The organism is Hymenobacter terrestris (assembly GCF_013377905.1).
Lineage (GTDB): Bacteria > Bacteroidota > Bacteroidia > Cytophagales > Hymenobacteraceae > Hymenobacter > Hymenobacter terrestris.
The window spans coordinates 14,343-28,283 of the sequence record NZ_JABKAV010000004.1 but is presented as its reverse complement, the minus strand read 5'-3'; the positions used below and the strand labels follow the sequence as shown (position 1 = coordinate 28,283).

Annotated in this window: 11 protein-coding genes; 7 read left to right on the top strand and 4 right to left on the bottom strand. The window is 60.5% G+C overall.

Annotated features, from left to right (window positions below; translation table 11 throughout):
• The first annotated feature begins 143 nt into the window (after nt 1-143).
• A complete protein-coding gene (locus tag HW556_RS02360) occupies nt 144-758 on the top strand; it encodes a DUF1684 domain-containing protein (protein WP_176897624.1) in 615 nt (204 codons plus the stop codon).
• Nucleotides 759-937: 179 nt separating this feature from the next.
• Here HW556_RS02360 and HW556_RS02355 read toward each other — a convergent pair whose 3' ends face one another.
• The gene (locus HW556_RS02355; protein WP_176897622.1) at nt 938-3,400 is read right to left on the bottom strand and encodes a T9SS type A sorting domain-containing protein; all 2,463 of its coding nucleotides are present in this window, start codon (nt 3,398-3,400) and stop codon (nt 938-940) included.
• Nucleotides 3,401-3,710: 310 nt separating this feature from the next.
• Between HW556_RS02355 and pheT the strand changes: the two genes are divergently transcribed.
• The 5 genes from pheT (at nt 3,711) to HW556_RS02330 (ending at nt 9,830) form a co-directional block, all read left to right on the top strand.
• The gene (gene pheT / locus HW556_RS02350; RefSeq protein WP_176897620.1) at nt 3,711-6,146 is read left to right on the top strand and encodes a phenylalanine--tRNA ligase subunit beta; all 2,436 of its coding nucleotides are present in this window, start codon (nt 3,711-3,713) and stop codon (nt 6,144-6,146) included.
• 144 nt (nt 6,147-6,290) lie between these two features.
• Nucleotides 6,291-6,590 carry a hypothetical protein gene (locus HW556_RS02345; protein ID WP_092769557.1) on the top strand — a complete coding sequence of 100 codons (300 nt, stop codon included), beginning with the start codon at nt 6,291-6,293 and terminating at the stop codon, nt 6,588-6,590.
• Between the two features lie 50 nt (nt 6,591-6,640).
• Nucleotides 6,641-6,931: a cell division protein ZapA gene (locus HW556_RS02340; RefSeq protein ID WP_092738424.1), complete on the top strand. Its 291-nt coding sequence runs from the start codon at nt 6,641-6,643 to the stop codon at nt 6,929-6,931.
• Between the two features lie 248 nt (nt 6,932-7,179).
• A complete protein-coding gene (rny, locus tag HW556_RS02335) occupies nt 7,180-8,877 on the top strand; it encodes a ribonuclease Y (protein ID WP_176897619.1) in 1,698 nt (565 codons plus the stop codon).
• Between the two features lie 167 nt (nt 8,878-9,044).
• A complete protein-coding gene (locus HW556_RS02330) occupies nt 9,045-9,830 on the top strand; it encodes a hypothetical protein (RefSeq protein ID WP_176897617.1) in 786 nt (261 codons plus the stop codon).
• Between the two features lie 56 nt (nt 9,831-9,886).
• On the opposite strand, the gene HW556_RS02325 is transcribed toward HW556_RS02330, so the two are convergent.
• From HW556_RS02325 to HW556_RS02315, 3 genes are all read right to left on the bottom strand, one after another.
• A protein-coding gene (locus HW556_RS02325) for an IS5 family transposase (protein WP_218136849.1) occupies nt 9,887-10,638 on the bottom strand; the annotation gives its coding sequence in 2 pieces (ribosomal slippage) (nt 9,887-10,303 and nt 10,306-10,638; 750 coding nt in all).
• 35 nt (nt 10,639-10,673) lie between these two features.
• Nucleotides 10,674-11,384 carry a hypothetical protein gene (locus HW556_RS02320; protein WP_176897614.1) on the bottom strand — a complete coding sequence of 237 codons (711 nt, stop codon included), beginning with the start codon at nt 11,382-11,384 and terminating at the stop codon, nt 10,674-10,676.
• Between the two features lie 87 nt (nt 11,385-11,471).
• Nucleotides 11,472-12,872 (bottom strand): mercuric reductase, encoded by a 1,401-nt coding sequence (locus tag HW556_RS02315; protein ID WP_176897612.1) that lies wholly within the window; start codon nt 12,870-12,872, stop codon nt 11,472-11,474.
• A gap of 197 nt (nt 12,873-13,069) precedes the next feature.
• Between HW556_RS02315 and HW556_RS02310 the strand changes: the two genes are divergently transcribed.
• Nucleotides 13,070-13,807: a hypothetical protein gene (locus HW556_RS02310; protein WP_176897610.1), complete on the top strand. Its 738-nt coding sequence runs from the start codon at nt 13,070-13,072 to the stop codon at nt 13,805-13,807.
• The last annotated feature ends 134 nt before the right edge of the window (nt 13,808-13,941 follow it).

Below are 13,941 nucleotides of genomic sequence, written 5' to 3'. Positions count from 1 at the left end.
GGATACCCAGCTGGCGCGACTTTCATGTTGCTGCATAGCGGCCAAGCCGTGAGCCGTCGGGCAGGCCAAGTTTCATGTATAGCACAAAGGCAGGGCCTGCTGCCTGGCGCGTGTGGCCAGATAGCAGGCCCTACCTTTGTGCTATGCGTTTCAACCCCAAACTACTCATTGGCCTGGGCCTGCTGCTGGTATTCGGCTACTTCGTGCAAGACCTCGTGCTAGGCCAAGACCAGTACACTGCCCGGCTGCTGCAACAGCGGGAAGCCAAGAACAACTCCTTCCGCCGGCCCAACTCCTCGCCTCTCAGCACCGAGCTGCGCCAAAGCTTCGACAGCCTCCGGTTCTATCCGCCCAACCGCGACTTTCGCCTGGAGGCACAGCTGGAGCACTTCCCGCAGCGTGACACTGTAGAAATGCCCCTTACCGACGGCAAGGCCGATAAGTACTTGCGCTGGGGGCGGGCCAAGTTCATCTTCAATAAGCAGGAATACCAGCTCACGCTCTTCCTGAAAGCCGATGGCAAGGACACGACCCTATTCGTGCCCTTTACCGACCGCACCAACGGCTTCGGCAGCTACGGCGGCGGCCGCTACCTCGATGCGCCCCTGCCCGCCGCTGCCGACACCGAAGTGCTGCTTGACTTCAACGAGGCCTACAACCCCTACTGTGCCTACTCCGCCGACTATGCCTGCCCCGTACCCCCGGCCGATAACCGCCTGAAGCTGCAAATAGAGGCCGGCGAAATGGCGTTCAAATAGTGTCATGGGCTGTTAGCCCAGTTCATGACGAACACCTGCACTAGGCCCGACGAAACGCACCATCAAAAAAGGGCGCCCCCTCCAAGTTGGAGGGGGCGCCCTTTTTTGATGGTGCGCAGCTTGAGTTCGATGAAAACAAAAAGCGAATAGCTCTCAGCGAATGGCTAGCAGCTAAACACCTACCGCTGAATCAGGATTTTGCGCGAGGCGGCATCGGCGCCGTTGCCCAGGCTCAGCTGGTAAATGCCGTTAGCCAGCTGGCCCAGGTCGATGGGCAGGTTGAGGCTAGCCGTAGCGGGCACCGCCTGGCGGTACACCTCTTGGCCCAGCATATTGCGCACCACTACTTCGAGGCCGCTGGTAGGCCGGCTGAAGCTGGCCTGCACCCGGAACTGGCCCGCGCTGGGGTTCGGCGATACTACGAGGCTGCCACTGGCTTTCAGCTCCGAGGCTATGCTGGTCACCACGTTGCTGACCACCACGTTGTCGATGGCCCAGCCCCAGCCGAATGCGCCGGGGTCGGAGGTAAGACGGAAGCGCAGGCGCACTTCGTCGCCCACGTTGTACTTGCTGCCCAGACTGAAGGTATGCGGCTTAAACAACGATGCCGAACCCACAGCAGTGGAGTTGCCGGCTGCCGTAACCTTGGAGTTCCAGGCTGCCAGCCAGTCGGCCTGCAGGCGCGAGTCGTAACCGTCGGCTACGGGCTTCCAGGTGGCTCCTTGGTCGGTGCTGCCCTCTACCACCACGAAATCGTAAAACTCTGGGGTGCCGAAGGTCGAATTGGGCTCGCCGGGCTCCACCAGCACTACTTCGTCAAATGTCATGCTCGTGTTCTTCGACGTTACCCGGATAGGCACCAGCATTTGGTAGATGAGGGTTGAGTCGTTGGTGTAGGGGTGGTCGGAATGGATAGCCGGGTTGACGAAGTCGGCAGGCTGGGTGATCCGGAATCCTTCGCCCACAAAATCGAGGGGCGTGGTGCTGTTAAAATTGTTGGTGTACGTATCCTGGGCGGGCTTAAAGCTCACCACATTCACCGTATAGAAGCCACTGGCGGGGTTCAGGGTCTGGTTGGGAGTCGTGGCCACGTCGCGGACTACAATGCGGTAAGTAAGCACGTCGCCGGCTACTACGCCAGCGGCCGTCAGGTTGCCCACAAAGTTGTTGGAAGTGCCCTGGCGGGTGAGCGTAATGGTGGGCCGGGCCACGCCATTCACAAATACCTCAGCCTGTACGGTGCTTACGCCCAGGTTATCGGTGGCCTGCACCTGCAGATTCAGCGGCAGCTTATCGGCAAACACGTAATTCGCGGCCCGGTGCTGCACGAGCGGTGCCACCACGTCGGGGCCTACCTTAAACGAGTAGCGGTCAACTGTTGCCACGTTGGGCTGGTAAGCGGCCGGGGCAGTATAGGTGCGCTTGGTTTCGTTATCAGAAGCCGTAATAAAGTAGCTGACGGTGCGGTTGAGGCCTGGGTTCGGAATAACGCCCTGGTAAACGTTGCCGCCGGTGTTGGTCATCGTAACGGCCACGGGCGCAGCGTTATCGATGGAATAGTTCAGCTGTACCGAGCCGGGCGTAACGGTGCCGTCGCTGATGATGGTAGCCGTAACCGTAAAGTCGCGGGCCACTTCCGAGTCTTTGAGGGGCGTGGTGCGGATGGCCGTGTTGAACCAGCCCATCTCGTCGAACATCTTCAGCGTGATCGGGCCGGGGTTGTGCATGGCTTCGGCCGCACCAATCTGGGGCGTCATCAGCGAGTTTATGTCGCCGGCGCGGTACGTGGCCTCATCGAGGTGCGAAATGCTGGAGCCGGCCGAGTAGGTAGGCGGCGCGAACAGCCGGGGACGGTTGTCGTTGTTGACAGAGCGGGCCAGCGGGCTGTTGAAGTAAAGCTGGCCACTAATCAGCTGCGCGCCGAGTGCGGCCGAGCCGTTGGGGAAAGCAGGGTTGTTGGTGATCTGCTCGCCGGCCAGGTTTTCAATATAAGTACTGAAAACCGACGGCGGGTTGCCATAGAACCCGTTGGGAGCCGTGTAGCTGGTACCGGCAATAAAGCCCAGGCCGTGGCCCAACTCGTGCAGCACCACCGACACCAGATCGTGCTTGCCGGCTGGCGTCCTCATATCGAGCCCGTAATACCAGTTGAAGTTGCTGTTGAAGCGAGTGGTAATGTCGGGGTCGGTTGGCAGGTTCAGGTCCTGGCCGCTGATCTTTTCAGCCAAGGCCACTGGGTACAGCACGCCGGCCCGGGTAGCCCCGTTCAGGTCGCGGTAGTAGGCCGTAGGGCCGGCCGAACCTAGCACGTTGGTGCCCAGCGTCGTCCAGTTGGCCTGTACCCGGATGGTCACCGGCGAAATCAGCACCGACTGCCAGATGTCAACGGCGTACTGGAAGGCAGCCTGCGCTTCGGGCGGGAAGCCGGTGTAGGTTACCTCGATTTTGGCTCCGTTTACGCGGCGGCCGGAGCGCTGCTGCTCCAGGTAGGCGGCGGGCAGCGGCAGCTGCGTGTGCATGCTCTCGGGGCGCGCGTAGCAGATGGTAGCCGGAGCAGGGGCAGAATCGAGGGTGAATTTGTGCGTCTGGCCAAAACTGGCCAAGCTTACCAGCAGTGCCGGTACAGTAAATAATCTTTTCATCAAATGCGCGAAAATATCTAGTGAATAGAACAAGGGGGTCCGGAAAGTTACGAGAATGATGTTGCTTATTCAACATCATTCCCATATTTGAAACGGCTGGTCCCGATGCGGTTTGGCAGAACCCAGCAGGCTTTAGCAGGTGCCGGCTGCCGCGGCCCGGCGCGCCGCTTTATACCGCCCGCCCGAATCCGTACCTTTGCCCGAATTCAGTGGCCGTTTCAGCTGTCAGTGGCCGGTTGGTTCTAAAATCAACCTAGCCACTGGTGACTGACAACTAGCAACTGACAACGCAATACTGGCAACTGACCACATGAAGATATCCTACGACTGGCTCCGCACGCTTATTCCGACTGATAAACCCGCCGCCGAAATAGGGGCGCTGCTTACCGGTTCGGGGCTGGAGGTAGAAGGCATTGAGGAGCTGGAAAGTGTGCCCGGTGGCCTGCGCGGCTTGGTGCTGGGCACGGTGCTCACCCGCGAAAAGCACCCCGATGCCGACAAGCTCAGCCTGACCACTGTGGATGTGGGTGACGCCACGCCGCGCCAGATTGTGTGTGGCGCGCCCAACGTAGCCGCCGGCCAGCGTGTGGTAGTAGCCCTCGAAGGCGCCATGTTGTACCCCACGGGCGGCGAGCCATTCAAAATCAAGAAGTCGAAAATCCGGGGTGCGGCCTCCGAAGGCATGATCTGCGCCGAGGATGAAATCGGTCTGGGCCAGTCGCACGCCGGCATTATGGTGCTCGAAACCGAGCTGCCCAACGGCACGCCCGCCGCCGACTACTTCGGCCTGGGCTCCGATTCGGTATTCGAAATCGGGCTGACGCCTAACCGGGCCGACGCGGCTTCGCACTACGGCGTGGCCCGCGAGCTGCGCGCGTTGCTGCGCCAGCCCTGTCAGCTGCCCGACGTGAGCGGCTTCAAGGCTCCCGCCAAAGCCGCCACCAACATAAGCGTTACGCTCGACGATGCCGCAGCAGCCCCGCGTTACGCCGGCTTGCTACTGGAGAACGTGCAAGTGGCTCCGTCGCCGGAGTGGCTGCAGCGCCGCTTGCGCAGCATCGGCCTGGCCCCGATCAACAACGTGGTCGATGTCACGAACTTCGTGCTGCACGAGCTGGGCCAGCCCTTGCACGCCTTCGATGCTGACCAGCTAGCCGGCAACCACATCCGCGTGAAGCGGGCTGAGTCAGGCGAGAAGTTCACAACGCTCGACGGCGTGGAGCGCACCCTAAAAAGTGAAGACTTAGTTATTGCCGATGCCAACGGCCAGCCGCTGGCCTTGGCCGGCGTGTTCGGCGGGCAGACCTCAGGCGTAAGCGAAAGCACGACCCGCGTGTTTTTGGAAAGCGCCTACTTCGCGCCGGCCGTGGTGCGCAAAACCGCCCAGACGCACCAGCTTAAAACTGATGCATCTTTCCGCTTCGAGCGGGGCACCGACCCGAACATGGTGCCGCTGGCTCTGAAGCGTGCTGCCCTGCTGCTGCAGGAAGTGGCTGGCGCCACCGTGGCCGCGCCTGTTGTGGATGAGTATCCCGTGCCTGTCGGCTCCACACTGGTGCGCCTGCGCCTGCCGCGGGTCGAAAAGCTCGTCGGCCAGTTCATCGCCCCCGCCCGCATCCGCCAGATCCTCACCGACCTCGATATCCTTATTACGGAGGAGTTGACGGATGAAGCTGGCCACGAGGAATGGATTCTGTCGGTGCCGCCGCATAAGGTGGACGTGACGCGGGAGGCCGATATGATTGAGGAGATTCTGCGCATCTACGGCTACAACCATGTGGCGCTACGGCCCCACAACTCGGCCTCGTTCCTGGCCCGGTTCCCGAACCCCGACCCCGAAATCATCCGCCAGAATGTGGCCCGGCTACTGAGCGGCCAGGGATTCTCAGAAATCATTACCAACTCCATCACCAACTCGCGCTACTTCAAAACCGAGGCTGCGCCCAATGCGGAGCTGGTGCATCTGCTCAACTTCAACAGCGCCGAACTGAACGTACTGCGGCCCAGCCTGCTGCCCAGTGGCCTGGAAGTGGTGCGCCACAACGTGAACCGCCGCCAGCGCGACCTGAAGCTTTACGAGTTCGGCAAAACCTACCGCCAGCTGCCCGACGGCAGCCACCAGGAGCAGAACCAGCTCGTCATCTACCTCACCGGCAATACCGCCGCCGAAACCTGGCAGCAGAAATCAGCCAAAAGCTCGTTCCATCAGCTGGCCGGCGCGGTGCAGCAGGTGCTGGCCGCGCTGGGCTTCCCCGAGCCCGTTTCGAAGTTCGTCGAGCACCCCTACCTGGCGGGTGGCCTCACGCTGCTGGCCCAGAACCAGCCAGTGGCCCAACTCGGCGCGGTATCCCCGGCCACGCTCAAGCGCCTCGACGTGAGCCAGCCGGTGTGGTACGCCGAGCTGGACTGGGACGGTCTGATGCGTAAGTATAAGAGTCGCCTCGTGGCCCAGGAGCTGCCCAAGTTCCCGGAGGTGCGCCGCGACCTGAGCTTGGTAGTCGACCGCACCATAAGCTTCGACCAGCTCCGGCAGATTGCCCGCCGCGCCGAAAAGAAGCTGTTGCGCCACGTCAACGTGTTCGACGTGTACGAGGGCGACAACCTGGGCAAAGGCAAGAAGTCGTACTCCGTCAGTTTCCTGCTCCAGGATGCCACCCAGACGCTCACCGACCAAGCCATCGACCAAGTGATGAACCGCCTTATTCAGCAGTTCGAGCAACAGGCCGGCGCCGTTATTCGGCGGTAGATTGGTTTTTAGTAGATGGTTTTTGGTTATTTGACCAACAGAACGTGTGTTATGCTTCAACTCCACTGCGCTTTGCTCAGCATGACACACGTTTTTCCAGCTGATTAACCGAAGAACCAAGACTCGTTTACCAAAAACTAAAAAATGGCTTCAACCCAGCAGCTTGCCCAACTCGACCGTCTGGAGCGGCAGGTAACCACTTTAGTGGCTGCCTATCAGCAGTTGCGCGAGGAGCTGGCCGATGCCCAGACTACTGTTCAGCAACTGCAGGCCGACGTGCGCGACCGGGAGCGGGCCATCAAGGATTTCCAGAATCAGGAGAATATCACTAAACTTGTCAATACCATAGCGACCGGGGAACCGGCCAATGTCAACGAGCTGAAACTTCGCCTAAACGAATACATCCGCGAAATAGATAAGTGTCTTGCCTATTTGAGGGAGTAAACCATACCGAACCAACCCAAACGTAACCTACCACTGCCAGCAACCTGCTGATGTCCGATCTTTCCATTAAAATCCGAATTGCTGATCGGGACTACCCCATGAAGGTAAGCCCCCAGGATGAGGAGCGCCTGCGCCTTGCGGGCCGGCTGCTCGGTGAGCGGCTAAAGGAATTCCGGGAACAGTACGGCATTCAGGACAAACAGGACCTGCTGGCCATGATTGCCTTATCGACCATGGCTGACCGCCTGAAGGTCACGACGGAAAAGGATGGGACCGATGCGGCCCTGACCGAACGCTTGGCGCGTTTGGACGAGCTGCTATCGGGGACGGTTTTGGTCTGAGCCGCCCGCCCTACGTGGGTGCGGAGCCGGTTCGGCGCGAAGTAACAGCCCGGTGCGGGGCAGGGCAAACGGCCCGGCCACTGCACGGGCATTTGGCTTTTCCAGCGGGGGCTGTGGAGTAATGGTTCTGAGCACGTAGTTGTTTGTTTTTGGCGAGTGGTAGTCAGCTTTGACTCCTGCCACACCAAAAGCAAGAACTGAAAGCTGAGAACCAGCATTCAACTTCCAATTTCAATCCCCTTAAGATCATGTCTCAAACTCTTTATATTGTTCTGGCAGCCGTGCTGGCCCTTGTGGTTGGCGTGGTACTGGGACGCCTGCTGGCCGGCAAGGCCCGGCAGGACCACGAGGGTGATGCCCACATCAAAGCCAAGCAGCTGCTGGCCGATGCCGAGGCCGAAGCCACCCGCATCCGCGACGAGCGGATTCAGCAGTCGAAAGATAAATTCCGCAACCTGAAGCAGGAATTTGAGCAGGAAAGCCGCCGCCAGAAGCAGTCGCTCGACCAGGAATTGACCGAGCGCCGCGCCAGCGTAGTGGAGCAGGAGCAGAGCATCAAGCAGCTTACCCAAACCACCCAAAAGCAACTCGACCAGGTACAGCGCAAGGAGCATGAACTCGATGCGGCCAAGGAACGCCTCGAAACCCAGGCCCAGCAACAGCGCGAGAAGCTCGAAACCCAGGACGAAAAACGTAAAGCGACGCTTGAGACGCAGCTGGCCAAGCTGGAAACCCGCGAGCAGGAAGTAGAGACCGAGCTGCGCGAGATCCGCCAGCAGCTCACCGAGAAAATCAGCGCCATTACGAGCCAGCTCGAAGCCATTTCGGGCCTCACAGCCGCCGAAGCCCGCGAGCAGCTGGTAGAAGGCCTCAAGAACGAAGCTCAGATTCAGGCCAGCTCCTATATCAAGGACGTAGTGGCCCAGAGCAAGCTCACGGCAACCAAGGACGCCAAGAAAATCGTACTCGAAACCATTCAGCGCACTGCCGCCGAGCACGCCATTGAGAACTGCGTCAGCATTTTCAACATTGAAAGTGATGATGTAAAAGGCAAGATTATCGGCCGCGAGGGCCGCAATATCCGGGCCCTGGAGGCCGCTACGGGCGTTGAAATTATTGTAGATGATACGCCGGAGGCCATCATCATCTCGGGCTTCGATCCGGTGCGCCGCGAGGTGGCCCGCCTGAGCCTGCACCTGCTGGTAAAGGATGGTCGGATTCATCCGGCCCGTATCGAGGAGATTGTGGCCAAAACCCGCAAGAACATCGACGAGGAAATCGTGGAAATCGGGGAGAAGACCATCATCGACCTCGGCATCCACGGCCTGCACCCCGAGCTGATTAAAATGGTCGGCCGGATGCGTTTCCGCTCCAGCTACGGCCAGAACCTACTCCAGCACAGCCGCGAAGTGGCCAACCTCTGCGCTACGATGGCCGCCGAAATGGGCCTCAACGTGAAGCACGCCAAGCGCGCCGGCCTGCTCCACGACATCGGCAAAGTGAGCACCGAAGAGCCCGAGCTGCCCCACGCCATTCTGGGCATGGAGATGGCCAAAAAGTACAAGGAGCACCCCGACGTGGTGAATGCCATCGGTGCCCACCACGACGAGATGGAGATGACGGCCATGATTTCGCCGCTCGTGCAGGCCTGCGACGCCATTTCGGGCTCGCGCCCGGGCGCCCGCCGCGAGATGATGGAGAGCTACATCAAGCGCCTTAAGCAGCTCGAAGAAACCGCCAACGGTTTCAAAGGTGTCAACCAATGCTTCGCCATTCAGGCCGGCCGCGAGCTGCGCGTAATGGTGGATGCCGAGAACGTAACCGACGAACGCGCTGCCGAGTTGAGCTATGAAATCTCCCAGAAAATTGAGAAGGAGATGCAGTACCCTGGCCAGATCAAAATCACGGTTATCCGTGAAATGCGCGCCGTAGCCTACGCCAAGTAGGCCGGTTGTCGAAACTGTTTTCTACCAGAAAAGCCCACTGGTTGTGCAACCGGTGGGCTTTTTCGTGCTTCGTGCAACCGTAGGCGGCCGCGTTGGCTCCCATAATCACGCCCGGATGCCTGCTGCCTGGTCTGCTTCCTAACTACTTAATTCAGCCGCGCTACTATATGCAACTGAAATCATGGCAGAAAAAGGCCCTGGTTGGTCTGATAAGCGGCTCGCTGACCGGTTGCTCGCTGTACGTGCCCATGCTGCCAGCGGCCCCGCAGATTCGCGACAAGGGCCAGATGGAAATTCATGGTACCTCGTTTCTCAACCGACGCTGGGAAGCCGGTGCCACCTACTCGCCCGCCAAATACGTGCTGGTGCGGGCCGCCGGGGGCATCCGTACCAGCCCTAATCAGGATGTTGACAGTGCCCGATATGAACGTAGCCGACAGTACGAAATAGGGGCTGGAGGATATTTTCCGGTAGGGCAGAATGGGTTGGTAAGCGGATTAATTGGTTTCGGACAGGCTAAAAGTGCCATCGGCTACTGGGATGATGGCCTTTTCCGGCCGCGTTTCTACAATGAGTACCAGATGCGCTACAACCGGCCGTTTGGCGAGTTAGCAGCATCATACTACCTGCCGGGCAACCGTTCGGGCTTTACCCTAGGTATCGTTTACCGCCTGAATAGCCTTGATTTCAGCAAGCTAACGTACAATGGGCAACCCGTAGCCCTACGCCGCCTAACGCGCCAGGAGGCAATGGTTTTCTGCCGTTTCGGCCGGCAAGAGGGCGGTGCAGTGCCTTGGCTGCGGGGCCAACTGGCCATTGGAGGCTCAGGCAGCTTCCGGCAGCCCTTCGACCCCTCCCTCCCGCCTAGCGAGTTCAAAGTGCGCGAAGAAGTGCCATTTATGGCACTAACCATGGTGATACTGCCTCACCTGTTCAGGTCGTCTAACCGATAGACGGGTGTCTGGCGGCCTATGCTATTCCAACGGCGCATATTAGGTTGTACGGACAATTATCGGAGCCATAAGATGGCGGAAACAAAATGGACCATTCCCAAGAAGCTACTAGCCGTTTTTTCGTAGCGCGTGGCTAGCCGACGAAACTGCTTGAGGCGGCTGAAAAAGCGTTCGACTTTGTTGCGGTCCCGGTACAGATTTCGGTCAATGACGCGTGGCACGAGGCGGTTCTTTTTGCTGGGAATCACGGCCTGGGCCCCCAGGGCGGCTACCTGGGCCAGGACCGCGTCGGTGTCGTAGGCCTTGTCGGCCAGTACGTTGGCGGCCCCTTCCGCCGCCGGAAGCAGGTCCGCCACGCGCCGGCAATCGGCTTGCTGGCCGGGGCCAAGCACCACGCGCAACGGGTTGCCCAGCGCATCGACCAGGGCGTGAATCTTGGTCGTCAGCCCGCCGCGGCTGCGGCCGAGGGCTTCGTCGCCGACGCGGCTTTTTTTCGGCTGCCGGCCGCTTGGGCATGCGCCCGCACCACGGTCGAATCGAGCATCACCCAGTCCAAATCGGGCTCCTGCACGGCCTCAAACAAGCGTTGCCAAATGCCCTTTTGGGCCCAGCGTCGGCTGCGCTTGCGTAGTGTGTCGTGTTTGCCAAAGCGGGTCGGCAGCGCGCGCCAAGCACAGCCATGGCGCGCCACCCAGAACACGGCGTTGAGAAAGAGGCGGTTATCGACGCCAGTTCGGCCCACATCGCCGGCTTTGCCTGACAAATGAGGCGCCAAAGCGGCCCACGCACGGTCACTGATTTCGTCCAAATTGCTCACAACCCAAAGGTAATTGTCCGTACAGCCTAGGCTTCTTCTTTTTCCGGCAGCACGATTTCGCCCTCAAACTCGCCCGTGTCGGCCAGATCCTGCAGCCAGTATTCCGACGAAATCAGGCGCACGGCGAAAGTACCGGGGGCCTTGGAGTCGGGGGTGGCGGTGAGTTCCCATAGAATGTTGTCGGCGGCTTCGAAGGGCGTGTTGTCCTCCAGGTCGGCGGCGTAGAGGCGCTTGATGAGTGAACGGTCGGAGAGGGCCGGAGCTAAGGCCCGCAGCACGAGGCCGGCTGTAAGCTGCTCGGGGGCATCGGGGCCGGTAAGCTGCACGGTGGCATGAACCAGCACGGCCTCGCCGTTGGGAAATTTGCCGTTGTAGGCCTGGCGCAGGAACTGGTTGGCATCAAACAAGTGGCGGTGCAGGCCGATTTCGGGGTATTCCTCGAAAATCTTGTCGTTCTGCATGTCGTGCGAAATCTGGTCAATCTGGCCGTCGTTCAGTTCGTCGCCCAGGCGGTAGCTCAGTAGCACGGTGGCGGCTTCAGCGGGCTCTAGGTCAGCCAGCGCCATCAAGCTCATCTCACGGGCCTCGGCCTCCGGAACGTCTTCGCCATCGGGAAAGCCAGCCGCGCTCATCAGGCAGCGATAGTCAGTGAGCTGCCAGGTGCCGGGAATTTCACTCAGCGTCTCTTTGCTCGTAATGGTGGTTTTGCAGGCAATCGTCATATCAAACAGGTTCAAAAGGGAGGAAATAAGGTGATGACCGTTGGCAGATAGCCAATCGGCCGGCGCACAGGTACGGTGTCATCGGCCCCGGAGCCAACGGCGCTAGCCCCGCTCCAGCTTCTGGAAGGCGTTATTGAGCACTTCGGCCCAAGTGGGGTGGGCGATAATGAGGTCTTCGAGCTGCTGGTAGGGCAGGTTGCCAGCCATTGCCAGCTGGAACATGGTCATGATTTCGCCGCCCTGCTCGCAAAGCACGGCCGCGCCCAGCAGTTGGTCGTCGTCGCCTACCAGCACTTCCACAAAGCCCTCGGTCTGGCCCGTTTCCACGGCCCGGCCAATGGTGTGGGCCCCCAGCCGGCTCACCCGGAACGGTATTTTCTTTTCGCGGGCCTGGGTCTTGGACAGCCCAATGCGGCCCAGTTGGGGCTCGGTGAACACCACGTAGGGCATGGGCCGGTCGTGGGTGTCGCGGGCGCGGTTGTGCAGCAGCTGGTCGCGTACGATGCGGTAGTCGTCGTAGGCGATGTGGGTAAACTGGGGGCCGCCTTTCACGTCGCCGAGGGCGTATACACCCTTGGCAGGCGTGCGCAGCTGGCTGTCGACTATGATGTAGCCGTCCTCGTCGGTTTCGATGCCGGCCAGCTCCAAACCCATATCGAGGGTGTTGGGCACGCGGCCGGTGGCCACCAGCAAATGTGAGCCACGGATGCGCCGCTCGCCGCCAGGAGTGTCGGCCGTGAGCGTGAGCACGCCGTCGTCGTTGCGCGATACGTGCCGGGCCTCGGCTTCGAGCACGAACTCGATGCCCTCGGCCTCCAGCAACTCCTGCAGCGGCAGGCTCACGTCGGTATCCTCGCGGTCCATGATGGTGGCCGACGTTTCGATGATGGTCACGCGCGAGCCCAGCCGCCGGAACATCTGCCCGAACTCGACGCCAATGTAGCTGCCACCCAGAATAACGAGGTGTTCGGGCAGTTCCTGCAGCCCCAGCAGCAGCGTATCGTTGGTGAGGTAGCTGGCCAGCTCGAGCCCCGCAATAAGGGGCACGGCGGCGTGGGTGCCGGTATTGAGGAAGATGAGCGGGGCGGTAAGCTGCTCCTGGCCCGCCTGCTCGTTGAGGTCGACGTGCAGCGTGTTGGGGGCCGTAAAGCGCGCCCGGCCACGCACCAGCCGGATGTTGGGGTGCTCGGTGGTCAGGCTTTGTTCGATACCATCGCGCGATTTTTGGGTCAGCCGGTCCTTGCGGGCCACTACGGCCGCAAAATCGACGGTGGGGGCGGAGGCCCGAATGCCCAGTTCGCCGGCTGTACGCACGAGGTGGGCGCGCTGGGCTGAGGCCAGCATTATTTTGGTGGGGGCGCAGCCGTAATTAACGCAGGAGCCGCCCAAGTGGGCACTTTCGATGATGGCCACGCGGCGGCCGGCGTCGGCCAGCGCGTAGGCCAGAGGGTTGCCGGCTTGGCCGGAGCCGATAATAAGGGCGTCGTAAGAAGTAGCGGACATAAACTGAGCTTGCGTACAGAGGGCGGACCCGCCCGGAAGCCGGGCCCGCTTCCTGTACGCAACCGCCGGGCTTCCGGCCGGGCAACGAAGCCGGACTTTATGCGTTAGGTCGGCAGCCGGCCCTGGCGCGGGGCCGCGTTACCCGTACTTTGGCCCTACTTTTCTATCTTCCCGCATTGGCTTACTTCTGCCCACCCATGTTTTTGCCTTCTCGCGCGGTTTTCATCCTGCCTCTGCTGCTCCTGTTGCTGTCGGGCTGCGCGTCGCTCTACTTCCCGCCTCCGCCCCAGGTACCGCTGCTCACCCAAAAGGGTGAGTGGAGTGCCGGCGTGCATACCAACCTGAGCCAGAACACGGCCGTGCAAGGGGCCTACGCCATTTCCGACCACATAGGCGTGATGGGCTCGGCCTCTTTTCTGCACACCAATAAAAAGAAGGAGGCCGTCGACCACGACTTTGCCGAGCTGGGTGTGGGCTACTTTACGCGCCTGCCCGATAAGCGGGTGCTGGAGATATATGGTGGCTACGGCGGCGGCCGCACCAAGCGCGTGGAGCGCAACCCCACCGAGGGCGTTACGCGCACCCTCGAAGCGGGCCTGAACAAGTATTTCGTGCAGGTAAACTACAGCTCGAAGGAAAAGAAAAGCTACCATCTGCTGGGCCGCGACTGGCCCCTGACCTACGGCACGGCCATGCGCGCCAGCTACGTTACGCTCACCGATTTCCGCCTCGACGGCCAGCCCGCTTTCAACGAAGACAACATCCTGTTTGAGCCCATTACCTACGCCCGCGTTAAGCTCATCGGCCCGCTCGACGGCCAGTTCATCAGCGGCTACAATTTCGGCCTCAAGCACCGCAAGTTCCTGAAAGCCGCCAACTCAGTGTTTCAGATCGGGATTGTAGTGAACCTGGGCGGGCAGGCGGGATTGAAATAGAAGCTTGGCTTCCATTATCTCGTTTTTAGCCTCAAGCCCAACTACACGAGCAGGCTTGGATAATACGTAGGAAACATGAGCGTTCAGCAATAAAAAAGGGCTGTTCTCCATAGAGAACAGCCCTTTTTTATTGC

What these genes read in the sequence shown, in the direction of transcription:
- HW556_RS02345 (WP_092769557.1), top strand. Translation starts at nt 6,291, where the DNA reads ATGGCTTCAACCCAGCAGCTTGCCCAACTCGACCGTCTGGAGCGGCAG.
- HW556_RS02355 (WP_176897622.1), bottom strand. Translation starts at nt 3,400, where the DNA reads ATGAAAAGATTATTTACTGTACCGGCACTGCTGGTAAGCTTGGCCAGT.
- HW556_RS02315 (WP_176897612.1), bottom strand. Translation starts at nt 12,872, where the DNA reads ATGTCCGCTACTTCTTACGACGCCCTTATTATCGGCTCCGGCCAAGCC.
- HW556_RS02340 (WP_092738424.1), top strand. Translation starts at nt 6,641, where the DNA reads ATGTCCGATCTTTCCATTAAAATCCGAATTGCTGATCGGGACTACCCC.
- HW556_RS02330 (WP_176897617.1), top strand. Translation starts at nt 9,045, where the DNA reads ATGCAACTGAAATCATGGCAGAAAAAGGCCCTGGTTGGTCTGATAAGC.
- rny (WP_176897619.1), top strand. Translation starts at nt 7,180, where the DNA reads ATGTCTCAAACTCTTTATATTGTTCTGGCAGCCGTGCTGGCCCTTGTG.
- pheT (WP_176897620.1), top strand. Translation starts at nt 3,711, where the DNA reads ATGAAGATATCCTACGACTGGCTCCGCACGCTTATTCCGACTGATAAA.
- HW556_RS02310 (WP_176897610.1), top strand. Translation starts at nt 13,070, where the DNA reads ATGTTTTTGCCTTCTCGCGCGGTTTTCATCCTGCCTCTGCTGCTCCTG.
- HW556_RS02360 (WP_176897624.1), top strand. Translation starts at nt 144, where the DNA reads ATGCGTTTCAACCCCAAACTACTCATTGGCCTGGGCCTGCTGCTGGTA.